Source organism: Clostridium sp. OM05-5BH (assembly GCF_003481505.1).
In the GTDB taxonomy this organism is placed as follows: domain Bacteria; phylum Bacillota; class Clostridia; order Lachnospirales; family Lachnospiraceae; genus Otoolea; species Otoolea fessa.
This window is the reverse complement of record NZ_QULJ01000011.1, coordinates 40,151-64,526: the sequence shown is the minus strand read 5'-3', so window position 1 is coordinate 64,526 and position 24,376 is coordinate 40,151. Positions and strand designations below refer to the sequence as shown.

The window sequence follows — 24,376 nt, the reverse complement described above, 5'->3', positions numbered from 1 at the left end:
TCCTGATTCCTGTCTATTCCTTCCGGATTTGTAACTGTTCAGTACCTTCACAGTCACGCGCAAAAATCCATCAAAAATTGCCTACGGCAATGGGATTTTTGCCTGCTGGTCCATGTTTTTGTACGGTCAGCGCAGTAAATGCGCAGACCTACTGAACAGTTACCCGGATTTCATCTTTTGCAGCCACCTGATACTTTCCGCACTACGGACTTACATAGCTCGAAGGGTTTACATAACTTCCGTTCTTGCGGACTGCAAAATGCAGATGAGAACCTGTCGAATATCCGGTCGAACCTACCTTCGCGATCGTCTGTCCGGCTTTTACCGTATCCCCTGCCGATACCAGAAGCTGGGAACAGTGCATATACACGGTTGAAAGTCCATTTCCATGGTTGACCACAACATAATTTCCAGCCGAATAACTGTAGGTTGCAATCGAAACCGTTCCTCCGGCGGCTGCCACGATGCTGCTGCCGGTCGAAGCGCTGATATCAATGCCCTTATGGTTCGAGGACGCGCCCGCCGTCGGTGATTTACGTTTTCCGAATCCAGATGTAATGCGTCCGCTTGCAGGGCACGGCCAGCGCAGCGAAGAACTTCCCGTCGAAGTGGTAGTCGTACTGCCAGTATTCCCTTTCGCGGTCGAATTATTCGTTTTTCCCGCTGCGGCGGCTTTTCTGGCAGCTTCCTCTGCCGCTTTTTTCGCCGCCTCTTCCGCTTCCTTCTTCTTAATCTCCGCCTCCATCTGCGCGATCTTGGCTTCCTGCGCCTTGATATCGTCCTCATACGCTTTCGCCTGCGCTGATTTCTCGCCGATCTGCGCGTTGACGTTCTGGAGTTCTTTATTTTTCTCATTCAGGAGAAGCTGGACTGAATCCTGCTTTGCCTCCGTCTGCGTCTTCATCTCTTGCAGCTCCGTCTTCTCCGTCTCCAGCTTTTTCTTGCTGTCCGCGATGGACTCTTTCGTCGCCACATACTGGTCGAGCATCTTCCGGTCATACTCCGAAATCTTTGAAACATACTCTGCCCGGTTTAAAAGCTCCGAGAGCGAACGGGCTTCCAGAAGCAGATTTAAGTAGCTGCTATCGCCCTTCTCATACATATATTTGATACGCATTTTCATCGAAGCATACTGCTTTTTTTCAGTTTTCTGCGCTTCCTCCAGCTTTACCGCCGTCTCATTGATGCTTTTCTGCTTGCTGGAAATATTATTTTCCAGCTTCGTGACCTGCGACTGCAGATCATTCATCTTCGTGTCCAGCTCCTTGACATAGCTCTCGGTGTTACTTTTCAGACCCTGAAGGCTTTTGATCGCCTCCTCGGTCTTCTTTTTCTCCTGTTCCAGGGCGCTTTTCTTATCCTTGGCGCTGCTTACATCCTTTTTCGTCGCTGCCGCCACCGAGGTCAGCACTGGGGAAGACGCCAGCGCCGCCGTCACAAGGAACAGAGCCGCACGTATTTTCAATCCCTGTTTTTTCATGTTCTCATCCTTTTTACCGCAAATTTTCGCTGCCGCCGCATTCTCCTACAGCAGCCGCCAATGTTTCTTACACCTTTAAATGTCTGCGGATCGTAAAGAAACTTCCGACAAAACCGATTCCCACGCCCAGCGCCATCGCCACGGCTACCATGCTCGGGAAAATGGTCTGAATCGGGATAAATTCAATCAGGTTCGACAAGATATCAAACCGTTCCATCATATATACAACCGCCTGGCGGTACAGAAAATACGTGATCGCCAGCGGAATCAGCGCGCCAACCAGACCGATCATCACACCCTGTACAACGAACGGCGCACGGATCATGAAATTCGTCGCACCGATCAGGCGCATGATCCGGTTTTCCTCCCGCCTAAATGCAGCTGCCGTCGTGATCGTATTGCTGATAAGGAAGATAGCAACTGCCAGCAGAATAGCGATGATCACCCCCGACAAAAGTCCCAGCATCTTGTTGAAGCTTGAAAGCCCGGACGCCGTATCGCTCGAATAATTGATCTTCCGGATCCCCTGCACCGTGCCAAGCCATGCAACCATGTCATCCTGCATGTCAATGTCTTTCAGATAGATCTCGTAGGACGCCGAACCGGCTAACGGGTTGTCATCCGCAAATCCTTCTGCCAGATCCTCGACTCCCTTAAAATATTCTTTCTTAAAATTCTCCCATGCCTCCTCGGCAGAAACATACTTTACTTCCTTGACCTCATCGCGGGCGCGTATCTCATCCCCGATTTTCTGTATATCGTCCTCACTCATATCTTCATTGAAGAAAACCGTGATTCCTACTGTAGATTCTGCATTCCGCACCATATACTGTACGTTGGCAATCAAGCCAAAAAACATACAGAACAGGAAAATACATGCCGAAATAATCGCCACCGACGCCAGTGAAAACCAGATATTCCGGATGATATTGCGCATGCCCTCCTTGGTGCAGTAAATCAATGTACTAATTTTCATGCCAGATACCGCCTTTTTGATCTCCCGTCAGCACGCCGCGCGTCAGCGTGATCACACGTTTTCCCATCTCTGCTACGATCTCCCGGCTGTGCGTTACCACAAGCACCGTCGTCCCGCGCCGGTTTATCTCCTCCAGAAGCTCCATGATCTCCATGGAATTATGTACATCCAGGTTTCCCGTCGGCTCGTCCGCCAGAAGTATCTCCGGCGAGTTGATCAGCGCACGGGCAATCGCAACACGCTGCTGCTCGCCGCCCGAGAGCTGGTTAGGGTATGCTTTATATTTTGAAGAAAGCCCTACCAGTCGGAGCATTTCCGGCACATTTTTCTTAATCTCACGGGGCGATACGCCGATGACCCGCTGTGCAAACGCGACATTTTCATATACCGTCTTATCCTTCAACAGACGGAAATCCTGAAACACCATTCCCAGCCGTCTGCGGTACTTCGGGATGTAGCGTCTCGGCATCTTTTCCAGATCCATATCGTTGACGATAATCTGACCGGAAGTCGGCTCCAGCTCCTTCAAAAGAAGCTTTAAAAGCGTCGATTTGCCGGAACCGCTTCGTCCCATGATGAAAACAAACTCGCCGTCCTGAATCTGAATATTGATTCCCTTTAAGGCTTTATTCCCCGTCTTGTACGTCTTGGTGAGATTTTTAACCTCTATCATGCGTAAATCCTCTTTTTCAATTCTCCAAATGAAATTGCTGCGGCAAAGGCAATCTTCCTCCCCGCCACAGCAATTTGGCTTAATAATCCAGGTTTTCCATGTATTTCATATATTTTACAACCATCAGGGCAATCTTAAATGTGATCGCATCCTCAAACACCCGCAGATCCAATCCCGTGCTCTTCTGGAGCTTATCCAGACGGTATACCAGGGTATTGCGGTGGATGTAAAGCTGTCGGGAAGTCTCTGATACGTTCAGGCTGTTCTCGAAGAACTTGTTGATTGTCGTAAGAGTCTCCTCATCAAACTCATCCGGCGATTTGCCATCAAAAATTTCCTTGATAAACATCCGGCACAGCGGCAGCGGCAGCTGATAGATCAGACGTCCGATTCCCAGCTTGCTGTATGCGACCACATTTTTGCTGCTGTAGAAAATCTTTCCTACATCCAGCGCCATCTTCGCCTCTTTATAAGAACGCGATACGTCCTTGATCTCGTTGACGATCGTACCGAATGCCACGCTGACACGTGTCAGTGACTCGGTATTGAGCATATCTACGATGGATGTGGCTGTCTTTTCCAGATCGTCGTAAGTCTCGCCCGGTTTCACTTCCTTGACTAGAATAATGTTCTTCTCATCCACTGCCGTGATGAAATCCTTCGTCTTGGTCGAGAACAGGCTGCGGACGGTCTCAAGTGCATTCACATCCTTCTCATGCTGCGTCTCAATGATAAATACGATCCGCTTGACGTTCGTCTCGATGTGCAGCTTCTTCGCACGGTTATAAATGTCAACCAGAAGCAGATTGTCAAGCAGCAGGTTCTTGATAAAATTGTCCTTGTCAAAGCGCTCCTTATAAGCTACCAGCAGGTTCTGAACCTGAAATGCCGCCATCTTGCCGACCATGTATACGTCGTCGCTTCCGCCCTTGGCAAGAAGTATATATTCTAACTGGTGATCGTCAAACACCTTGAAAAACTGATATCCCTGTATCACCTGGCTGTCCGCCGGAGAGTCTACGAAAGCCAGAATTGCACTCTCATATTCCTCAGCGCCAGTAAATGTGGATGCCAGCACCTTGCCTTCCGTATCACAGATACAGAGATCGACACGCGTAATTCCTTTTAACCCCTCAATGTTTGTCTGGAGTATCTGGTTCGAAATCATATTCCTCTCTCCTTTTCTTTTATCCTCCGTCCAGCTGTGTTTCCGGGTCTTTCAACCTGTCATTCCCCAAACCCGTTTGTTACCCCTCCGGCAATCTGTGCCTGTGGACCATAACCGTTCCCCATCTGAATCTTGGACGGATCTTTCCCTTTATTTTAAAGCAAAGTGACGAAAAAAAAAAGAGGGCGGACGAAAAAAAGTGAATTTTTTCGTCATTTTGCCCTCACACGCCGGGATTTTCACAGACTGGAACTTGTTTTTCCGGCGAAATTTTCCAAATATGCGATTCATTCTTATTTTGCTGCGATCGCTTCCATCTCCATCAGGACGCCCTTCGGAAGTTTAGATACCTCGACGCAGGAACGTGCCGGGCATGCGCCCTCGAAATATTTCGCATAGATTTCATTTACTTTTCCGAAATCATCCATGTTCTGGATAAATACGGAGGTCTTTACAACCTGCTCCATGGAAGCACCTGCTGCCGCCAGAAGATTCTTTACATTGGTTAAAACCTGCTCTGCCTGAGCCTCGATTCCCTCCGGGATCTCGCCGGTTGCCGGATTGACCGGAATCTGACCAGATGCAAATACCATTCCATTTACTTCGATTGCCTGGGAATACGGGCCGATCGCTGCCGGTGCATTGGTTGTGCTGATTACTTTCTTCATGTCAAATCTCTCCTTTGTCTTTTATTTTAAACGGATAGAATCTTCGTTTACCTCTACTTTTCCTTCTTTTAAAAGGTGTCCAACCGCACGCTTGAACGCGTTTTTGCTTAGATTAAATTCGCGGCGGATAATCTCCGGCTCCGCGCGGTCATTAAACGGCAGAACGCCGTTTTTTTCTTTCAGACGTGCCAGCACCGCCTCGGCATCCGCATTCATCTGACGGTACGCCACCTCGCGCAGGCTCAAATCCATTTTTCCATCCTCGCGCACCTTCGTCACGCGTACCTTTAAAACCTCGCCCAGACGGCATTTTCCATACAGCTCACGGTTCGGAATCAGACCGAAATAGCGGTCTGCCACTGCCACGAACACGCCCAGATTTTCATTGATCTCATAGACGCGTCCCTCGGTCCACTCGTCCTTCTTGTACGGCGCATCACTGCAAAGATACGAATATACCTTCATCGTCGCCGCCAGACGACCGCTCTTATCGATATACAGCGCTACCAGGCACTCTTCCCCGGCGCGAACCGGATATACCTGCTCTTTAAACGGGAGCAGCAGATCTTTTTCCAGCCCCATATCGAGAAAGGCGCCGATCTTCGATACATCCTTGACCTTCAAAACCGCCGTCCCGCCCAGTTCCAGCTTCGGCATCGAGGTCGTCGCAATCAGGCGATCCTCGGAATCTTTATAAATAAATACCTTGAGCTTATCGCCCACTTTTGTGCCCTCCGGCACCTGTTTCTTCGGAAGCAGGACCGCCGCCGCATCATCTTTCTTCTGTCCCAGATACACGCCGAAGTTTTTCTCCCGCACTACCATCAGTTCCTGTACTCTTCCCAGTTCAATCATGTCATTCGTCCTCTCTTTTCTGCCGATCTCTTTTTTTATTTAACGGTTGCATTTTTCATTCACTGGCAGACAATCCACGCCGAATCTTTCTTCGGCTGCAATGATTCAGTTTCTTCACTGCTACATACAAACTCTTTACAAACCAGTCCTTGCCAGCCACAAATTCGCATACACCTGACCTTCCGCATCCTGCAGCGATACCACGTATCCTTCCGGCACCTGCGCCAGTTTCGGGTACATCACATTCCCAAGCACTGCCGCCTTCCGGTACTCCACTCGCAGTTCTCCGAGTGCAAAGTCCACAGGCAGCAATTCACGCGCAATCGCCACATACTGTGCATTGTTCACGTGCCGGTTCGTATCGAGATGATGGCGTTCCACCGTGACCGGCGCCGCCGTCTCATACGTCTCAGGCAGGCGGATTTTCTTCGGCGCTGGCGGCATTGCAAGCGGTTTATCTTCAATCTGGTAGCCCTCCAACTGGCTTTCCGGCACCCGCACCGGGCATCCTTTTTCCAGATCGTAGTAAAACCAGGTCGAATCCGCCCGCACCAGCGGGTTTCCCATCTCATCCTCGATCGTGAAATTCCGGTAGCCATAGATTCCCTTAAACCCATACGGCCAGGTCGAAATACGGATCCGCTCGCCAAAATGCGGCTGTCTGAGAATCTCTATCTGCCATCCGCTCAGCCACCACGCCCGTTTTTCCTCATTCAGATAGGAAATTCCGAGTTTCAGATCCTCCGACTGGAACGTCGAACAATCCTGAAGATAATTCATGATTCCCACTACAGAAAGATTTCCCTCTTCATCCGTCTCACTGTACCGGACCCGGCTGTCAAATGTATACATATCGCTCTCTTTTCCTTTCCGGCTTCCGGCTCCCCGCACCATCTCCGCGCATCCGCCATCTGCCGTTTCGTCCTATATTGCCTTAACATTCTGTCATGAAACTCATTATATCCGATTCGAACCACGTTGTCTACTTACAGACCCAGAATATTGCAGAATTTGCCGGACGCATGGCGCGGTTTCTGCCACAGCAGCCGCCCAAACAAAAAAAATTATCAAAAAAGCGAAAAAAGTAGTTGACGAATCTGTTCCCTTACAGTATAATACAAATCGTTCAATTCATTGGGCTATCGCCAAATGGTAAGGCAACGGACTCTGACTCCGTCATTTTCAAGGTTCGAATCCTTGTAGCCCAGCTAAAAAGCATTTGTTTGCCAAAGACGGCATGACAAGTGCTTTTTTTGTATTATGGAAACTCCCTCTGAAATGTTCCATAATACAACATTTTTCAACTCAATAAACCTCCATATGTTTGCGAGAAAACAAGAAAAGAACCCCCGCTCCGGTCATCCCTCACAGCCGGCGGCAGGGGTTCTTTTCTATTTCCAAATATTCTTAATAAATGTATAGATCAGCCAAATCAGAAGAATCGGTCCCGCCAGATGAATCAGGATGGTGAAAATACCTCCGACCAGTGCAAACAGCACAAATAAGATCGCGATAACCACCACGCTGAGAATCACCTTCCAGTACCATTTGTTCAAATCGATGTAATGGAAGTTCGGCGGCAGACCGCTGTCGTCCCGCTCCGAAAAACCGCCGTTGTAGGAGGACGCTGTGCGCCCGCTCCCGGCAGCGTCTCCCGAAGTGTACGAACCGCCCTGGCCGGTCTCCCCAGCGCCCTCGCTGCTGTCGATAATGGTTTTCGCAATCAGGCGTGGGCTGCCGATCTCCTCGATCACTTCTTCCTCCCTGCGCCCTTTCGCCGCCTCCTGGCGGATATACTGATCGTAATAGCTTATGTTGCTCTGGATGACTGAAGCCGAAACCTCGCCGTCCAGCGCCTCCCGAAGCTCCTGTAAAAACTCTGTCTTTCTCATCTTGTCTCCTTATTCCTCAAACCGTCCCGCTTCTCCCGTTTTACCCAGCCGAAAGAAACAAGCTTCCAGTTCCCGTCCTTTTCAACTGCCTCAGCGCACGCGCTCTTTCAAAAGTCCGCTCCGGTACGCTTTCAAGAGCTCTTTCAGATCCTCGATGCGACCCGCCAGCTCCTTGCCCTCGTCGGTATCCGCCACTGTGATGCGCTTCTGCATTTTCTCCACAATATATACCTTCGGCGTCCGCTCGCGCTCCGGGTCAAATGGCTTGTGTTCCGCAAGCGCGAGATGGTGCGAATTGAAAATCAACGTATATCCGGCGATTCCCGTCCGCTCCTGGTAGGCTTTCGACAGCCCGCCGTCAATGATGAAGAGCTTGCCGCCAGCCCGGATCGGTGTCTCTCCACTCTTAATCTTCACCGGCATATGCCCGTTGATGATATGCGAGCCCTTCGTCGGAAGTCCAAATTCCTTCAAAATCATATCGCAGGTCTCTTCTTCCTCACTGAGCTGGTAATACGGGTTCATCGTCTCTCTCATCACTTCCGGATCCTCAATGAAATAATGCTCAAAGCTGCGGTTTTTGTCCTTTCCAAATACCGGCGATTTCGCACCATTCCACAGATACCACATAAAATCGCGGCACGCCTCCTTCTCCGGCGCGTCCTCTGGAAGAAAATAGGCATTTTTAACCTGTGTGTCAATAAAATCCATCAATTCCTTGCCGCGGTACATCTTGCCGCCCACCATCAGACCGTCAAATTCCCGATTCTCCGTCATCGGGATACAGCCGTGATAGAGCAGGTTGGAATTGCAGCATTTATACATGCTTCCGTTGGAATATAGGAAACGGACATGCTCATGCAGCCGTGCATTGTGGCGGAACGACAGCTCCAGCGTGTGAAGCAGCTCTTCCTCTTCGTCCGTCAGCCGCAGCGGATCCGCCGGATCCACCGTCGGGAAATTCATGTCGCGCATCGGATACTCTTTTCCATCGATCGTGACCGTGCCGCGGTCATAACGAATCGCTGACAGAAGTATCCGCTCTTCCATCCCGTACTCCGGATGGCGCTTGATGATCTGCCCCTCTTCCTTATACTGTAACACCGCGATCGCCTTGTGCATCTTCGCCGCCAGCTTCGGATCCACTGCGTCGTAAATATTTTTGTCAAGAATCTGCGGCAGAAAACAGGTACACGGATCGTCCCGGTACACGCGCTCCGCAAACATCGACAGCGGGCGCAGGTTAATTCCGTAGCCGTCCTCCAATACATCAAATCCATTGTAACCGAGCGCCATACGCAAAACATTGCAGATACACGCCCGGTTGCCCGTCGCCGCGCCCATCCACGAAATATCATGATTGCCCCACTGGATATCCACATCATGGAAATGCATCAGTTCCTCCAGAATGATATCTGGCCTCGGACCACGGTCAAATATATCGCCCAGGATATGAAGATTATCGATCGTCAGACTCCGGATCAGGCTGCAGATCACGACAATAAAGCTGTCCGCCACCCGGACGTCAATCAGGGTATTGATGAGTTCGCTGTAATACTCCGTCTTATTGTCATCGGTATTATCGACATATAAAAGCTCATCGATCACACCCGAAAATTCCCTCGGCATCTTTTTTCTTACCTTGGAACGGGTGTATTTCGACGAAACCTCCCGGCAGATCTGCACCAGACGGTAGACCGCCGTCTTCTGCCAGTCCTCCGTGTATTCGTTCGCCTGTTTGATCTGATTGATCATTTTTTCCGGATAATAGATAAGGTTCGCCAGCCGTACCTCGTCCTCCTCCGAAATAATATGTCCAAATGTCTCGCGGATCTTCTCCCGGATAATACCCGACGAACTGCGGAGCAGATAAATAAACGCCTCATGCTCACCGTGCAGGTCACTGAAAAAATATTCCGTGCCCTTCGGAAGTCCACAGATTGCCTGTAAATTAATAATATCACTCGCCGCCGCCCGGATATTCGGATACTCCCGCGAAAGCAGCTTCAAATATGCTAAATCCCTCATGTTATCAGCTCCCAAACTGCGCTGTCTGCCCGGATATTGTTTTGACTCGTTATCGTCGCGTTGGCTGTAACTGTTCACAGGTAGGAATTTTCTGAACTGAAAATTCCGTACGATACAGTTCCGGCAGCAGATTTTGCCGATTTGGAATGCGTAGCATCGGCAAAATCCCGTTGCTGGGCACACGTGTGTGAACAGTAACCGTTGGCTTTGGGTAAACAGCACATTATCTACATTGCATTTGCCTTTTTGATAGATTTATAGTAGCATAGATTCAGATCAGGGTCAAAATATATTTTCGGCACTTTCAGTTCCTAAAGTGCCTACCCGTGAACAGAAACATTTTTTTCCATACATAAATACAGGAGGAACATTCATGACAGAACCACACACTCTCTACGTGTTTGGCACCGGCAACGCCACGATGACACGTTATTATAATACCTGCTTCGCCATCCGCTCCGGCGAGGAATATTTCATGACAGACGCCGGCGGCGGCAATGGCATCCTGCGGATTCTGGAAGAAATGCAGGTTCCATTAAACCGCATCCACCATCTCTTCGTGACACACGAACACACCGACCACATTCTCGGCGTGATCTGGATGATCCGGATGATTGGCACTGCCATCAAAAAGGGAAATTATGAGGGAATTTTTCATATTTACTGCCACGACGGGCTGATCGACACGATTCAGACCCTCTGCCGCCTGACACTCCAGAAGAAATTCTGCGACCTGATCGGCGGTCCGATCCAGCTTATCCCGGTTTCTGACCGCGAAACCCGGCAGATTCTCGATATGGAGGTCACCTTCTTTGACATTCATTCGACCAAGGCGCGCCAGTTCGGCTTCCGCGCCGTGCTGCCGGACGGCAAGATCGTCTGCTGCCCGGGCGACGAGCCGCTGAACCCGCTCTGCGAAGAATTTGCCAAAGGCGCCGACTGGCTCTTCCATGAAGCCTTCTGCCTCTACCGCGACCGGGAAATCTTCTCCCCTTATGAAAAACATCACAGCACCGTCAAAGACGCCTGCGAACTCGCCGAACGCCTCGGTGCGCGGCATTTGATTCTGTGGCACACTGAAGATAAGACTTATCCGGAACGCGCCGCTTTGTACCGCGCTGAAGGGGAAGCATATTATCACGGGGATTTACTGGTACCGGAGGATGGGAGTGTGATAGAGCTGTGATTGTATCTTGCAGCTCTACCTCTTCCTCAAATGATAATACGTCATCGTTGCCGATGCCAGCAGCGTCTCCTTATCATCATAAATCTTGCATTCGCACACCGAAAATGCATAACCATTCTGTATTTCCTGCGCCCGGGCGATGATTTTGGATGTGTTTTTTCCAGCTTTCAGATAATGGATCGTGCCATCCACGGTCGGGACTGCGTAGTCGCGCCCGGTCATCGCTGCGGTGCCACCCACGGTATCCGCCAGTGAATACAGGACGCCGCCGTGCACGATACCTAAGATATTCATATGCCACGGTTTCAATACAATCTCTCCAACTGCATAGCCCGGGCGTGCCTCGGTGATCTCCATCTCGATTTTCTTCCGGAAATCATTGGCTGCATCCGTCTCCTGTCCGCGCTTGTCCCAGACTTCTGAGAATGAGCCGGACGGCTTTTTCTTTTCTTCCTTCTTTTCCATTTCATGTATCTCCTTGTATATATGATTTACTCTCTTTTTTATCTCTCTGCAGGTCATCTATTGTTTTCTTCTATTTTTTCTATCACTTTTCTCTCTGATATAATCTGTTTGCCTGAATCAGCCCATCCTTTTTCCTCGCCTCAAACGCTTTTTCTCATATTTTTCCAAAGATGGACTCATACTTTCTCCCATCCTCTCATACAATCTTATCAGATTGCAAAAATGTTATTGTTCACGCATACGTGCCCACTAACAGAATTTGCCGTGGCTTCGCATTTAAATACTATCGCACAGGAGGGATCTGTCTTGAAACGAAGTTCTGTTATCATTGCACTGGAAATCTGCGCCATTGCGGCGCTCTTTGTCAGCTGGTCCTTCCAGCGCCCGAACAGCCGTCAGGTCACGACCGGGAATGCGTCGGAACATTTCATCCGCTGGGTGGATTTCAATGTGACCGCCGACGCCATGACACAGGCGTTCCGCTATGATGTTGATACCTGCCAGCAGGATCTCCACCTGAACTGGGTCGATCTGCTCGCCTACCTGGGGGCGCGCTACGGGGGCGATTTTTCGCATTATCAGGCGTCCGATATGACGGAAGCTGCCGAACAGCTCCAAAATGGCGTTACAGTGGAAGAATTGACGAAAAATATGACCTCTTTTGCCTATTATCGTGAGGCTTACGGCGCGGTTCTGGATGGAATGGTCGGACTGTATGAAATTGAGATTCCGAAATCGGAAGCACCGGCTTTTGCACTGGCGGACGCGCAGATACAGGAAGGGGATCCGGCTGCCAATACTTCCTACGCAACGCCACCACCACCAACAACAGCAACCACAACAGCAACCACAACAGCAACCACAACTGGTACAGACACAATCGACTCAGCCAGTCAAGCTTCACCAGAAACTTCAGCCTCATCCAACACACAAACTTCTCTCGAAACCCCAGCCCCCACTCTCTCCGATCCCGACGCTGTCCCCCTGACTCCCTCCGGTGAGGAAAAAGTCTGGGTTACCAAATATGGTCTGAAAGCGTTTCTCCCACTAGCGAAAAACTTTCCCTACAGCCACTATGACGATTTCGGTGTCTCCCGCAGCTACGGTTACCGGAGACGGCATCTCGGGCATGATATGATGGGGCAGACGGGAACGCCTGTGATTGCTGTGGAATCCGGGCGCGTCGAGGCGCTCGGCTGGAACCAGTACGGCGGCTGGCGCATCGGCATCCGCAGCTTTGACGGGAAACGATACTACTATTATGCACATTTACGCAAAGACTACCCCTACCAGTCAAACCTAAAAGAGGGCAGCCTTGTCACCGCCGGGGACGTGATTGGTTATCTCGGGCACACCGGCTACAGCAGCACTGAAAACACCAACAACATTGCTGAACCGCACCTGCATTTCGGATTGCAGCTCATTTTTGACGAATCCCAGAAAGAAGGAAACAACGAAATCTGGATTGACTGCTATGAACTGATCCGTTTTCTGGCGATAAACCGCTCCGAGACCGTCAAGAAAGAAGGCACCAAAGAATGGACGCGTGTTTATGAAATGAAAGATCCTAGTATCGATCAATTTTCCACCCCATGACAAAGTTTTCTTACCAAGTCAATCCTGTCGCTTAATATAACCCGCCACTGACAGTTTCTCACCAATATATACATATAATTATCACGTTAAAAAGCCATGCAGAGATTCTTCAATAAAAACATTCTGCAATCCATAAAAATACAGCCGGAAAAGGTGCACCCAAAACCGCACTTTCTCCGGCTGTTTTCAATAAAACTTATTATTTGATCACGCGCACGCGCATCATACCCTGAATAGCTTTCAGCTTCTCAATCGTCGCCGCGTCTGCCTTGGTCTCCAGATCAACCAGCGTATAAGCGTATTTATCACGGCTCTTGTTCGTCATGTTTGCGATGTTCATGTCAGTCGATGCCAGGATCGAGGAAATCTGTCCGATCATGTTCGGCACGTTCTTATGAAGAAGTGCAAGACGACCTACGGTTGTGCACACGCCCATATCGCAATTCGGAAAGTTGACGGAATTCTTGATATTACCATTGTCCAGGTAATCCATCAGCTCTTTGACTGCCATCACGGCACAGTTATCCTCGGATTCTTCTGTGGATGCGCCCAGATGTGGGGTTGCGATGACGTTCGGCATCTGCATTACTTTTGCATTCGGGAAATCGGTGATATAGCGTTTTACACGACCGGAAGCCAGCGCCTCTGCCATATCGTCGTCATTTACCAGAAGGTCACGCGCAAAGTTTAAGATAACCACGCCGTCCTTCATCTGTCCCAGGCTGTCTTTGTTGATCATCTGGCGGGTGCTGTCAAGCAGCGGTACATGAACGGTGATGTAATCGCATTCCTGATAGATCGTATCAACAGATGTGATGTGCTTTACGTCTCTGGAAAGCATCCACGCTGCTTTGACAGAAATGAACGGGTCATAGCCGTATACTTCCATGCCAAGCGCTGCAGCTGCGTTTGCAACCTCTGCGCCGATGGCGCCCAGTCCGATAACGCCAAGCTTTTTGCCGCGGATCTCATGACCGGCAAATTTCTTTTTCGCCTTCTCCATATCTTTGGAAATATTTTCATTGTCCTTCTGCTCCTTGCACCAGTCGATGCCGCCGACTACGTCTCTGGCTCCCAGCAGCATGCCAGCCAGCACCAGCTCTTTGACGCCGTTTGCATTAGCGCCCGGTGTATTGAATACGACAACACCAGCCTCCGCACACTTGTCAAGCGGAATGTTGTTGACGCCCGCTCCGGCACGTGCAACGGCACGCAGTCCCTTCGGAAGTTCTAGATCATGCATAGCAGCACTGCGGACCAGAATGCCCTCTGCCTCCGCCAGGTTGTCAGTCATCTCATAATTTTCGGTCAGTAAACCGGTTCCCAGCTTGGAAATCGGGTTCAGGCAATGGATTTTTCTCATTTTTTAACTCTCTTTTCTTTCAAAATTTCAAATCTTCCCATACGCGGGCTGTTTTTGTTTTAAAAAGTCCACTGCTGCAGCAGAAAGGAACGGATTCCCCCTCCCTTTCGCCGCAGCAATGGCATAAATTTTAAAATTGACTAATTTGTATGTTTTTTCTCAAATTCACGCATGAAAGCAACTAATTTCTCAACGCCCTCGATCGGCATTGCGTTGTAGATGCTGGCACGCATACCGCCGACGGTACGGTGACCTTTTAAGTTCACAAAGCCTGCCTCTTTGGCTTCCTTGACAAACAGGGCATCCAGATCTGCATCGCCGGTGATGAACGGTACATTCATCAGGGAACGATCCTTTTTCTCAACAGTACCCTTGAAGAGCTTGCTCTCATCGAGGAAATCGTAAAGGATCTTCGCCTTCTTCTCGTTGCGCTCCTTCATGGCACTTAAACCGCCCATTTTCTTGAGCCATTTAAATACCTTGCCGCACATATAGATGGTGTATGTAGGCGGTGTGTTGTACAGAGAGTCATTGTCTGCGTATGTTTTGTAGCGCAGCATGGTTGGTGTTCCCGGAAGAACATCCTCAGTGATCAGATCCTCGCGGATGATGACGATCGCCATACCAGCCGGACCTACGTTCTTCTGGACACCGCCCCAGAGAATACCAAACTTACTCACATCCAGCGGCTCTGACAGGAAACAGGAGGAGATGTCTGCTACCAGTGTCTTGCCCTTGGTGTTCGGAAGCTCGTGGTATACGGTTCCGTAAATAGTGTTATTTAAGCAGATATACACGTAATCTGCGTCCTCATCCACTGGAAGGTCCGAACAATCCGGGATGTAGGAAAAGGTCTTGTCAGCGCTGGATGCAATCGCGTTGGCGGTACCAAACATCTTTGCCTCCTGATATGCTTTCTTTGCCCACTGTCCGGTGATGATGTAATCCCCCACCTTATTTTTGAACAGGTTCATCGGAACCATGGCGAACTGCATATTGCCGCCGCCCTGTACGAATAATACTTTGTAATTGTCCGGAATCTGCATCAATTCGCGCAGATCCTTCTCTGCATCATCAATGATGGCCTGGAAATCCTTGGAGCGGTGGCTCATCTCCATGACGGACATGCCGCTGCCCTGGTAATCCAGCATCTCTGCCGCTGCCTCTCTCAGTACCTCCTCCGGAAGTACTGCCGGACCTGCCGAAAAGTTATAGACTCTGCTCATAATAAATCTCCTCCTGTCTTACACAAAAATGTGATAATTGCCCCCATTTTACAACTATTCGATGCGTAAGTCAATCTCATCAAACGCTTCCTCGATGGGTTTTCCAGCCGGAACCATCGGGAATACCTTGTCATCGCTGCCGATCTGGCACTCGATCATAACCGGGATATTTAAGCTGATCGCCTCGCGCAGCACCGGCTCCACATCCTCTTTCTTCGTGATACGGTATGCTTTCGCGCCCATGCCCTCTGCCACCTTGACGAAATCCATCTGATCGTAAAGCTCCGTCTGGGAATAGCGTTTTCCATAGAACAGGGTCTGCCACTGGCGCACCATACCCAGAACATGGTTGTTAAATACAACCTCGATAACCGGAATATTGTAGCGAGTTGCCGTCGCAATCTCGTTCATGTTCATACGGAAACAGCCGTCTCCGGCAATATTGATAACCGTCTTATCCTTGCAGCCCATCTTCGCACCAATCGCTGCGCCCAGACCGTAGCCCATGGTGCCCAGACCGCCGGAGGTCAGAAGCTGTCTCGGACGTTTGTATTTATAATACTGTGCCGCCCACATCTGATGCTGTCCGACATCGGTACAGATGATCGCATCGCCGCCGGTTACCTTGTAGATCTCTTCCATGATATACGGACCGGTCAGAACTTCCTTGTTGTAGCGGAGCGGGTACATATCTTTCAGACGCTCAATGTGGCTCAGCCACTCGTCATGGTTCATCGGATCCAGACGCGCGTTTAGCTTACGCAGAATAATCTTGACATCACCAATAATGCTCGCATCGGTCTGGATGTTTTTGTTGATCTCCGCCGGATCGATATCTATGTGTAAAATCTTTGCATTGGTTGCAAAATGGTTCGGATCGCCCACAACACGGTCACTGAAACGCGCGCCTACAACGATCAGCAGATCGCACTCTGCCACACCGAGGTTGGATGTCTTGGTTCCGTGCATACCGATCATACCGGTATAAAGGACATCGGTTCCGTCAAATGCACCTTTACCCATCAGGCTGTCACCCACCGGTGCCTGAATTTTATGTGCAAATGCACTTAATTCATTGGCAGCATCTGACGCCACTGCACCGCCGCCGACAAAAATAAACGGTTTTCTCGCCGCCTTGATCATCTCGATCGCCTTTTCCATGTCTTCCTCACGGATCAGCTCTGTCTCGCGCTCGATCGGCTGCGGTTCCTTCGGCTCGTACTCGCAGGCCGCTGCCGTCACATCCTTGGTGATATCCACCAGAACCGGACCCGGACGGCCACTCTTAGCAATCACGAACGCACGACGGATCACATCTGCCAGCTTCGTGACATCCTTAACGATAAAATTATATTTCGTGATCGGCATGGTAACACCCAGAATGTCGATCTCCTGGAAGCTGTCTTTTCCAAGAAGGCCTGTCGTTACATTACAGGTGATGGCTACCATCGGAATGGAATCCAGGTTAGCCGTTGCAATACCCGTAACCAGGTTTGTAGCTCCCGGACCGGATGTCGCCATACACACACCGACCTTACCGGTTGCTCTCGCGTAGCCGTCTGCCGCGTGGGACGCTCCCTGTTCATGAGAGGTCAAAATATGGGTGATTTCATCCTTGTGTTTATAAAGTGCATCATAAATGTTGAGGATCGCGCCGCCCGGATAACCGAACACCGTGTCTACCCCCTGCTCTTTCAAGCATTCAATGACAATCTCTGCTCCTGTCAATGTCTTCATCTGTCTAACCTGCTTTCCTTCCTTAAACCATTTTAAATGCATATACTCCCGGGCTTTCATCAACCGCAAAAGCGGGGCTGAAAAACTCCGAGAGTACATATCCCCGCAAAGCTTCCGAAAGCGTCTGTCGCGCTGTCAAGCTCTCCGTAGGGGCAGCCTGATAAATCGTCCCATCCACTGCCTTTTGGCATCAAGCAGTACTTTCCGTCTCAAAAGCACCTGTCTGAAGCCCGCAATGATTACTTCTGTGTCTTCGGAACCTCCAGGATTGCGCCCCGGTTTCCGCTCGTTACAAGCGCTGCGTAACGTGCCAGGTATCCGGTCGTAACCTTCGGTTCTCTCGGCTGCCATTTCTTTCTTCTCTCTGCCAGCTCCTCGTCGGATACGAGTACGTTCAGGGAGTTATTGTTGATATCGATGGAAATAATATCGCCTTCCTCAACCAGCGCGATCGGTCCGCCGACTGCCGCCTCCGGAGAAACGTGTCCGATGGATGCACCTCTGGATGCGCCGGAGAAACGTCCGTCTGTGATCAGAGCTACGCTGGAACCAAGTCCCATACCTGCGATGGCAGAAGTCGGGTTCAGCATCTCACGCATGCCCGGACCGCCCTTCGGTCCCTCGTAACGGATGACAACAACATCGCCAGCCACGATCTTGCCGCCCTTGATCGCTGCAATCGCGTCTTCCTCACAGTCAAATACACGCGCTGGTCCCTGATGTACCAGCATCTCCGGTGCAACGGCAGAACGTTTTACAACGCCTGTATCCGGTGCCAGGTTTCCTTTCAGGATCGCAATACCGCCAGTCTGGCTGTACGGATTGTCGATCGGTCGGATAACCTCCGGATTCTTGTTGACACAGCCCTTGATATTCTCGCCAACGGTCTTGCCGGTTACGGTCATGCAGTCCAGATTCAGAAGGTTCTTCTTGGACAGCTCATTCATAACCGCATACACGCCGCCTGCCTCGTTCAGATCCTCCATATAGGTCGGACCTGCCGGTGCCAGATGGCACAGGTTCGGGGTGCGCTTGCTCATCTCATTGACCAGCTCCATGTTCAGGTCTACGCCTGCCTCATGTGCAATCGCCGGAAGATGCAGCATACTGTTGGTAGAACATCCGAGTGCCATATCCACGGTCAGTGCATTTAAAAATGCCTTTTCTGTCATAATATCTCTCGGACGGATGTTTTTCTCATACATCTCCATAACCTTCATACCAGCGTGTTTTGCCAGTTTGATTCGCTCGGAGTAAACTGCCGGGATCGTACCGTTGCCCTGAAGGCCCATGCCGAGTACCTCTGTTAAGCAGTTCATGCTGTTGGCGGTGTACATACCGGAACAGGAACCGCAGGTCGGGCAGACCTTACATTCGAATTCTTTCACATCTTCTTCCGTCATGGTGCCTGCTGCGTAGGAACCAACTGCCTCGAACATGCTGGAAAGACTTCTCTTCTGTCCCTTTACATGACCGGCTAACATCGGACCGCCGCTGACAAATACAGTCGGTACATTGACGCGGGCTGCTGCCATCAGAAGTCCCGGTACGTTTTTATCACAGTTTGGAACCATAACCAGCGCATCGAACTGATGTGCCAGCGCCATACATTCGGTGGAATCTGCGATCAGATCACGGGTAACCAGAGAATATTTCATGCCGACATGTCCCATAGCGATACCATCACAGACTGCGATCGCCGGAAATACAACCGGTGTGCCGCCAGCCATCGCTACACCCAGCTTCACGGCATTTACAATCTTGTCCAGGTTCATGTGTCCCGGAACAATCTCATTATAAGAACTTACGATACCGACGAGAGGTTTGTTCATCTCCTCTTCCGTCATACCGAGTGCATTAAACAAAGAACGGTGAGGTGCCTGCTGCATCCCTTTTCTTACTGCATCACTTTTCATCTTTTCGTCTCCTTCTATCTCTTTCGACGACCTCCGCCCCTGGTGACAGGGGCGGTTTTTACGTTTATCTTTGATTTTATCGCATTTATGAAATTTTTGCAATCTTTCTATTTAATTCTCTCACAGATCAGCCTGCCCATCTCAACGGTTCCAACCTGCTTGCAGCCATCCGCCATGATATCCACGGTACGGTAGCCCTCGGTCAGTACCTGCTGTACGGCATCCTCGATGGCTTTTGCTTCCTTATCCAGATCGAAGGAATAGCGGAGCATCATCGCTGCGGAAAGAATAGTTGCGATCGGGTTTGCGATGTCCTTGCCCGCGATGTCCGGTGCGGAACCGTGGCTCGGCTCGTAGAGACCAAATTTGCCCTCGTTTAAGCTGGCCGAAGACAGCATACCGATGGAGCCGGTAATCATGCTTGCCTCGTCAGAAAGGATATCGCCAAACATGTTCTCAGTCAGGATCACGTCGAACTGTCCCGGATTCATGACAAGCTGCATCGCGCAGTTATCAACCAGCATATGGGTCAGGGTAACTTCCGGATAATCTTTAGCAACTTCCTCGACTACCTTTCTCCACAGGCGGGAGGAATCCAGTACGTTTGCCTTATCGACGCTAATAACGCTCTTGCGGCGCTTCATCGCGATATCGAATGCCTTGATTGCGATCCGGCGGATCTCATTTTCATTGTAGGTCAGGGTATCTACCGCGGTCGTCACGCCATCAATCTCCTTCGTGTAACGGTCACCGAAGTACAGACCGCCGGTCAGCTCACGCATGATAACCATATCGAAGCCGTCGCCGATGATCTCTTTCTTTAACGGGCAGGCATCTGCCAGCTCTTTGTAGAGGTATGCCGGGCGGATATTCGCGAACAGTCCCAGACCTTTACGGATGGCAAGAAGACCGGCCTCCGGACGCAGGTTCGGAGCTACATCGTACCAGCGGGAATTTCCCACGTTGCCGCCGACTGCACCGAGCAGGACGGAATCACTCTTTTTCGCGGTCTCCAGTGCCTCATCGGTCAGCGGTACGCCGTACTCGTCGATGGAACAGCCGCCCATCAGGATTTTTGTATAATTAAATGTATGACCGTAGACGGCGCCCACCTTGTCCAGCACGCCGCATGCCTCTCTCACAATCTCCGGTCCGATTCCGTCGCCCGGAATCACAGTAATATTGCAATTCATAATAAAATACCTCCCTTGTTTCAAACGGTTACTTTTTATCATATCGGATTCCGTCCTATTTTGCAATCTTCTGACGAAGGAAAACCGGTATTCCCCATATAGTAATTTGGAATTTATTCTATAACCTGGGGTTATCTGTAAAATAAAAAAGAATGTGCCTTGGCACATTCTCGCGCCGAGCGCGGTCGCTTGCGACATGTTTCTGCTTCGCGCGAGTGCGCATCATTGGCACGTTAGTGCCTTTTTGTGTAATAGGGAATTCCAAGGAATTTCCTGTTACACAAAAAAAGGACCGCCGCCCCCATCGGGAGCTGCGATCCTCTCACTTTCTTACCGTTCTTCTTAGACTTCCGGTTTCTCAACCTGAACGATTGCATCCTTACGCATCGGGATGCGGCAGTTCTTGTTGCTTCCGAACTCTACGATTACAGTATCATCGGTCATATCGATAATCACGCCGTAGAAGCCGCTGGATGTCAGAACGCTGTCGCCTACTGCTACGGTTGCCATCAGTTCTGCCTGTTTTTTCTTTTCCTTGGACTGTGGACGGATTGCCATAAAATAGAAGATGGCAATGATAAATACAAGGTAAACGATCATTCCGCTTGTGCTGCTCATGTGGTATATTTCCTCCTTTAGTTCGATTCACCCATCATGCCTGCAAGTTTCTTTGCTTTATACTCAGCATAACAGTGATGTTCGATCGCGTCGCGAATCTCTTCCATCATTTTATTATAAAAATACAAATTATGCAAGACGCATAATCTCATCCCCAGCATTTCCTTCGCCTTAAACAGGTGGCGGATATATGCGCGGGAGTAAGAACGGCATGCCGGACAGCCGCAGCCTTCCTCGATCGGGCGCGGATCCAGCTCATATTTGCTGTTCAGGAGATTTAATTTGCCATGGTTCGTGTATACATGGCTGTGGCGTCCATTCCGGGACGGGTACACACAGTCAAAGAAATCAACGCCCCGGTCTACCGCTTCCAGGATGTTTGCCGGTGTGCCAACGCCCATAAGATAAGTCGGCTTGTCCTCCGGCAGGTGCGGAACGACTGCATCCAGAATCCGGTACATTTCCTCATGGCTCTCGCCAACTGCCAGACCGCCAACCGCATAGCCGTCGAGGTTCATTTTGCTGATTTCCTTCGCGTGTTCGATACGGATATCCTCATAAACCGCGCCCTGATTGATACCAAACAGGAGCTGTTCCCGGTTGACCGTATCCGGCAGTGCATTGAGGCGTGCCATCTCATCCTTGCAGCGCGCCAGCCAGCGCGTCGTGCGCTCCACTGATTTCTGTACATAGTCCCGATCGGCAAGACTCGGCGGGCACTCATCAAATGCCATCGCGATCGTCGAACCTAAGTTGGACTGAATCTGCATACTTTCCTCCGGTCCCATGAAAATCTTGTGACCATCGATGTGGGAGTTAAAATAAACGCCCTCTTCTTTAATCTTCCGCAGTCCCGCCAGGGAAAACACCTGAAATCCGCCGGAATCCGTGAGGATCGGGCGATCCCAGTTCATAAATTTGTGCAGACCGCCAAACTGTCGGATCAGCTTGTCGCCGGTACGGACATGGAGGTGATAGGTATTGGAAAGTTCCACCTGCGTGCCGATCGTGCGGAGATCATCGGTCGAAACCGCGCCCTTGATCGCCGCCACCGTGCCGACATTCATGAAAACAGGCGTCTGGATGGTTCCGTGGACCGTTTTCATTTCCGCGCGTTTTGCGCGGCCATCTTTGTATAAAATCTTGTATTCCATCTTTTTTCCTATACTTTTTACTTCTCTGCCTTTGCCTTCTTGCCAGCCGGTTTGGCATTCTTCTCCATGCGCTTTTTATTCAGCACATACCAGACAGAGCCGGACAGGCATACGGACGAATACGTACCGCAGATCAGACCTACCATCAGCGGAAGAGCAAACTCACGGATGGAAGATACACCCAGGATATAAAGAATCAGGACCATGACGAAGGTCGTCAGCGTCGTGTTGATGCTTCGCGTCAGGGTCTGGCTGATACTGGTGTTGACGATCGTCTCAGCGGACTCTTTATTGCCCAGAAGCTTCATATTCTCACGGATACGGTCGAAGATAACGATCGTCGCGTTGATTGAGTAACCGACAATCGTCAGCATGCAGGCGATGAACGTCGAACCAACCGACCAGCGCAGCATCGCATAGCAGGTCAGGACAACCAGCACATCGTGCATCAGGGCAAGAACCGCGCCCGCCGCGAACGTGATGTTGCTGAAACGGAACCAGATGTAAATCAACATGCAGATCGTCGCAATCGTAACCGCCACAATCGCATCGCGCTTCATCTCCTGGCTGACCGCACCGGAGATACTGTCGGCTGTGATCTTCTCTTTATCCACACCAAACTGATCCGCCAGCGCCTGGTTTAACTCTTCGCGCTCGTCCATGTTCAGGGTACGTGTCTTGATGATAACCTCGTTGCTTCCGGCTACCTTCTGGGTCTGTGTGCCAGCTTCGCCGGTAATCTTTTCTACCACCGGAACCACCTGGGAGGAAATATCTTCCAGAGACATATCCTCGTTAAAGGTAACGTTTGTAGAAGTACCGCCTCTGAACTCCATGCTGTAGTTGAGCGGCACACCCATCGAAGACTGATTGTGAACCATGCTGCCGACGCCTGCCAGAATGATCACGAGCGACAGAGCAAAGTAAAGCTTGCGGAATTTCAGGAACGGACGCGTCTTCATATCCTTGCGGCATCCGTAGAACTTCGCATCCTCAAAGCCCATCTCATAGAAGCAGTTCAGGGCAAATTTGGTTACAAACAGCGCCGTGAACATAGAAAGCACGATACCGATTGCCAGCGTCGCCGCAAAGCCCTTGACGGTACCGGAACCTCTCCAGAACAGAACCGCTGCCGCAATCAGGGTGGTTACGTTTCCGTCGATGATCGCGGAAAGTGCCTTGGCGAAACCTGCCTTGATCGCATTCTTGACGGATGTTCCCAGACCAATCTCCTCTTTAATACGGGTGAAAATGATGACGTTCGCATCCACCGCCATACCGATCGACAGGATGATACCAGCCACGCCCGGAAGCGTCAGGGTCACCTCAAATGCTACCAGCAGGATCAGGATCAGACCGACATACAGGCACAGAGCCAGAGATGCAGCCAGACCCGGAAGCAGATATACGGCAATCATAAATACAATGACAATGGCAAATCCGATCAGACCTGCCTTTAAGCTGGTGGAGATCGCCTCCTGGCCCAGCTTCGCGCCAACTACGTTGGAACGCAGCTCTTCCAGCTCCAGGGACAGGGAACCGATACGGATCGTGGACGCAAGATTATTTGCCTCTTCATAATCCGCCATGCCGTCGATCTGGCACTGTCCGCCTGTGATCGCCTCACGGACGGTCGGAGCAGAAATAATCTGGTTATCATAAATGATATAAATTGGTTTTCCGACGCCATTCGTGGTCGCCTCAGCAAATGCCTGTTTACCTTCCTCGGTAAAGGTCAGAGAAACGACATACGCCTTGGAACCGGTCGCCTTATCCTCGGTCATGCCGGCTTTCGCGCTGGCAACCTGTTTACCATCAAGGATCTGATTTCCTTCAGAGTCCACGAAAATCAGGGAACCCGGTTTTCCTAACTCTTCCAGAATCGCGTTGGCATCCGATACACCCGGAATATCTACGTTGATACGGTTATTACCCTCCTGGTAAACCTCCGCCTCGGTACTGTAATTCTGTACACGCTGCTGGAGCTTGTAGATCGTATCCGCCATATCCTCGGAAGACGGATTTTCTTCTTTCGCCTGATAGGTAATGCTGACACCGCCAGCCAGGTCAAGACCCAGCTTGATCTGATTCATCGTCGAATAGCCGAAATAGCCGAATACGCCGATGGCAATCAGAAGGAGCAGCATCCCCAGGAAGCTTTTTCCTTTTTTGTTCTTCATTC

The 24,376-nt window shown here is 50.4% G+C and carries 20 protein-coding genes and 1 tRNA gene; 3 read left to right on the top strand and 18 right to left on the bottom strand.

The window, feature by feature from the left end; all coding sequences use genetic code 11:
- Positions 1-202: 202 nt before the first annotated feature.
- The 7 genes from DXB70_RS12270 to DXB70_RS12240 form a co-directional block, all read right to left on the bottom strand.
- Entirely contained in the window at positions 203-1,480 is a 1,278-nt protein-coding gene (locus DXB70_RS12270) for a M23 family metallopeptidase (RefSeq protein WP_107001481.1), read from the bottom strand.
- A gap of 67 nt (positions 1,481-1,547) precedes the next feature.
- Positions 1,548-2,456, bottom strand: coding sequence for a permease-like cell division protein FtsX (gene ftsX, locus DXB70_RS12265; RefSeq protein ID WP_118293415.1), 909 nt, complete (start codon positions 2,454-2,456; stop codon positions 1,548-1,550).
- Positions 2,446-3,129 carry a cell division ATP-binding protein FtsE gene (gene ftsE, locus DXB70_RS12260; protein WP_022359885.1) on the bottom strand — a complete coding sequence of 228 codons (684 nt, stop codon included), beginning with the start codon at positions 3,127-3,129 and terminating at the stop codon, positions 2,446-2,448. The genes ftsX and ftsE overlap by 11 nt, the downstream gene beginning before the upstream one ends.
- Positions 3,130-3,208: 79 nt before the next feature.
- A complete protein-coding gene (locus DXB70_RS12255) occupies positions 3,209-4,297 on the bottom strand; it encodes a helix-turn-helix domain-containing protein (RefSeq protein ID WP_107001479.1) in 1,089 nt (362 codons plus the stop codon).
- Between the two features lie 293 nt (positions 4,298-4,590).
- The gene (locus DXB70_RS12250; protein WP_107001478.1) at positions 4,591-4,965 is read right to left on the bottom strand and encodes a RidA family protein; all 375 of its coding nucleotides are present in this window, start codon (positions 4,963-4,965) and stop codon (positions 4,591-4,593) included.
- 21 nt (positions 4,966-4,986) lie between these two features.
- Positions 4,987-5,820: a S1-like domain-containing RNA-binding protein gene (locus DXB70_RS12245; protein ID WP_107001477.1), complete on the bottom strand. Its 834-nt coding sequence runs from the start codon at positions 5,818-5,820 to the stop codon at positions 4,987-4,989.
- Between the two features lie 135 nt (positions 5,821-5,955).
- Entirely contained in the window at positions 5,956-6,672 is a 717-nt protein-coding gene (locus tag DXB70_RS12240) for an acyl-ACP thioesterase domain-containing protein (protein WP_118293429.1), read from the bottom strand.
- 283 nt (positions 6,673-6,955) lie between these two features.
- On the opposite strand from DXB70_RS12240, the gene DXB70_RS12235 reads away from it, so the two are divergent.
- A tRNA-Gln gene (locus DXB70_RS12235) sits at positions 6,956-7,028 on the top strand.
- A 183-nt stretch (positions 7,029-7,211) separates the two neighbouring features.
- Here the strand turns inward: DXB70_RS12235 and DXB70_RS12230 are convergent.
- The gene (locus DXB70_RS12230; protein ID WP_118469419.1) at positions 7,212-7,712 is read right to left on the bottom strand and encodes a DUF1700 domain-containing protein; all 501 of its coding nucleotides are present in this window, start codon (positions 7,710-7,712) and stop codon (positions 7,212-7,214) included.
- Positions 7,713-7,802: 90 nt separating this feature from the next.
- The gene (locus tag DXB70_RS12225) at positions 7,803-9,740 is read right to left on the bottom strand and encodes a fructose-1,6-bisphosphatase (RefSeq protein ID WP_118469418.1); all 1,938 of its coding nucleotides are present in this window, start codon (positions 9,738-9,740) and stop codon (positions 7,803-7,805) included.
- 373 nt (positions 9,741-10,113) lie between these two features.
- On the opposite strand from DXB70_RS12225, the gene DXB70_RS12220 reads away from it, so the two are divergent.
- The gene (locus DXB70_RS12220) at positions 10,114-10,926 is read left to right on the top strand and encodes an MBL fold metallo-hydrolase (RefSeq protein ID WP_118673409.1); all 813 of its coding nucleotides are present in this window, start codon (positions 10,114-10,116) and stop codon (positions 10,924-10,926) included.
- 15 nt (positions 10,927-10,941) lie between these two features.
- On the opposite strand, the gene DXB70_RS12215 is transcribed toward DXB70_RS12220, so the two are convergent.
- Entirely contained in the window at positions 10,942-11,391 is a 450-nt protein-coding gene (locus tag DXB70_RS12215; RefSeq protein ID WP_182427970.1) for a PaaI family thioesterase, read from the bottom strand.
- A 264-nt stretch (positions 11,392-11,655) separates the two neighbouring features.
- Here DXB70_RS12215 and DXB70_RS14430 point away from each other — a divergent pair, with 264 nt between their 5' ends.
- Positions 11,656-12,987, top strand: a complete 1,332-nt coding sequence (locus tag DXB70_RS14430; protein WP_347559619.1) for a M23 family metallopeptidase — start codon at positions 11,656-11,658, stop codon at positions 12,985-12,987.
- A 199-nt stretch (positions 12,988-13,186) separates the two neighbouring features.
- Here DXB70_RS14430 and DXB70_RS12200 read toward each other — a convergent pair whose 3' ends face one another.
- The 8 genes from DXB70_RS12200 to secD all read right to left on the bottom strand — a co-directional run bounded on the left by DXB70_RS12200 (position 13,187) and on the right by secD (position 24,374).
- Positions 13,187-14,350, bottom strand: coding sequence for a phosphoglycerate dehydrogenase (locus tag DXB70_RS12200; protein WP_022359875.1), 1,164 nt, complete (start codon positions 14,348-14,350; stop codon positions 13,187-13,189).
- A gap of 140 nt (positions 14,351-14,490) precedes the next feature.
- On the bottom strand, positions 14,491-15,576 hold the full coding sequence (gene serC / locus DXB70_RS12195; RefSeq protein WP_118629249.1) for a 3-phosphoserine/phosphohydroxythreonine transaminase: 1,086 nt from the start codon (positions 15,574-15,576) through the stop codon (positions 14,491-14,493).
- A gap of 54 nt (positions 15,577-15,630) precedes the next feature.
- Positions 15,631-17,313: a biosynthetic-type acetolactate synthase large subunit gene (gene ilvB, locus DXB70_RS12190; RefSeq protein WP_107001471.1), complete on the bottom strand. Its 1,683-nt coding sequence runs from the start codon at positions 17,311-17,313 to the stop codon at positions 15,631-15,633.
- 239 nt (positions 17,314-17,552) lie between these two features.
- A complete protein-coding gene (gene ilvD / locus DXB70_RS12185; protein WP_107001470.1) occupies positions 17,553-19,229 on the bottom strand; it encodes a dihydroxy-acid dehydratase in 1,677 nt (558 codons plus the stop codon).
- A gap of 107 nt (positions 19,230-19,336) precedes the next feature.
- Positions 19,337-20,422, bottom strand: coding sequence for a 3-isopropylmalate dehydrogenase (gene leuB / locus DXB70_RS12180; protein ID WP_117796026.1), 1,086 nt, complete (start codon positions 20,420-20,422; stop codon positions 19,337-19,339).
- A gap of 342 nt (positions 20,423-20,764) precedes the next feature.
- Complete coding sequence (gene yajC, locus DXB70_RS12175; RefSeq protein WP_022359870.1) at positions 20,765-21,040, bottom strand: preprotein translocase subunit YajC; 276 nt, start codon at positions 21,038-21,040, stop codon at positions 20,765-20,767.
- A gap of 17 nt (positions 21,041-21,057) precedes the next feature.
- The gene (tgt, locus tag DXB70_RS12170) at positions 21,058-22,194 is read right to left on the bottom strand and encodes a tRNA guanosine(34) transglycosylase Tgt (RefSeq protein ID WP_118524726.1); all 1,137 of its coding nucleotides are present in this window, start codon (positions 22,192-22,194) and stop codon (positions 21,058-21,060) included.
- A 17-nt stretch (positions 22,195-22,211) separates the two neighbouring features.
- A complete protein-coding gene (secD, locus tag DXB70_RS12165) occupies positions 22,212-24,374 on the bottom strand; it encodes a protein translocase subunit SecD (protein ID WP_117796027.1) in 2,163 nt (720 codons plus the stop codon).
- Positions 24,375-24,376 lie beyond the last annotated feature (2 nt).

Coding starts and splice junctions, on each gene's coding strand:
- leuB (WP_117796026.1), bottom strand. CDS start 20,422: ATGAATTGCAATATTACTGTGATTCCGGGCGACGGAATCGGACCGGAG.
- tgt (WP_118524726.1), bottom strand. CDS start 22,194: ATGGAATACAAGATTTTATACAAAGATGGCCGCGCAAAACGCGCGGAA.
- ilvB (WP_107001471.1), bottom strand. CDS start 17,313: ATGAAGACATTGACAGGAGCAGAGATTGTCATTGAATGCTTGAAAGAG.
- DXB70_RS12230 (WP_118469419.1), bottom strand. CDS start 7,712: ATGAGAAAGACAGAGTTTTTACAGGAGCTTCGGGAGGCGCTGGACGGC.
- yajC (WP_022359870.1), bottom strand. CDS start 21,040: ATGAGCAGCACAAGCGGAATGATCGTTTACCTTGTATTTATCATTGCC.
- ilvD (WP_107001470.1), bottom strand. CDS start 19,229: ATGAAAAGTGATGCAGTAAGAAAAGGGATGCAGCAGGCACCTCACCGT.
- secD (WP_117796027.1), bottom strand. CDS start 24,374: ATGAAGAACAAAAAAGGAAAAAGCTTCCTGGGGATGCTGCTCCTTCTG.
- DXB70_RS12240 (WP_118293429.1), bottom strand. CDS start 6,672: ATGTATACATTTGACAGCCGGGTCCGGTACAGTGAGACGGATGAAGAG.
- serC (WP_118629249.1), bottom strand. CDS start 15,576: ATGAGCAGAGTCTATAACTTTTCGGCAGGTCCGGCAGTACTTCCGGAG.
- DXB70_RS12250 (WP_107001478.1), bottom strand. CDS start 4,965: ATGAAGAAAGTAATCAGCACAACCAATGCACCGGCAGCGATCGGCCCG.
- ftsE (WP_022359885.1), bottom strand. CDS start 3,129: ATGATAGAGGTTAAAAATCTCACCAAGACGTACAAGACGGGGAATAAA.
- DXB70_RS12245 (WP_107001477.1), bottom strand. CDS start 5,820: ATGATTGAACTGGGAAGAGTACAGGAACTGATGGTAGTGCGGGAGAAA.
- ftsX (WP_118293415.1), bottom strand. CDS start 2,456: ATGAAAATTAGTACATTGATTTACTGCACCAAGGAGGGCATGCGCAAT.
- DXB70_RS12225 (WP_118469418.1), bottom strand. CDS start 9,740: ATGAGGGATTTAGCATATTTGAAGCTGCTTTCGCGGGAGTATCCGAAT.
- DXB70_RS12270 (WP_107001481.1), bottom strand. CDS start 1,480: ATGAAAAAACAGGGATTGAAAATACGTGCGGCTCTGTTCCTTGTGACG.
- DXB70_RS12215 (WP_182427970.1), bottom strand. CDS start 11,391: ATGGAAAAGAAGGAAGAAAAGAAAAAGCCGTCCGGCTCATTCTCAGAA.
- DXB70_RS12255 (WP_107001479.1), bottom strand. CDS start 4,297: ATGATTTCGAACCAGATACTCCAGACAAACATTGAGGGGTTAAAAGGA.
- DXB70_RS12200 (WP_022359875.1), bottom strand. CDS start 14,350: ATGAGAAAAATCCATTGCCTGAACCCGATTTCCAAGCTGGGAACCGGT.
- DXB70_RS12220 (WP_118673409.1), top strand. CDS start 10,114: ATGACAGAACCACACACTCTCTACGTGTTTGGCACCGGCAACGCCACG.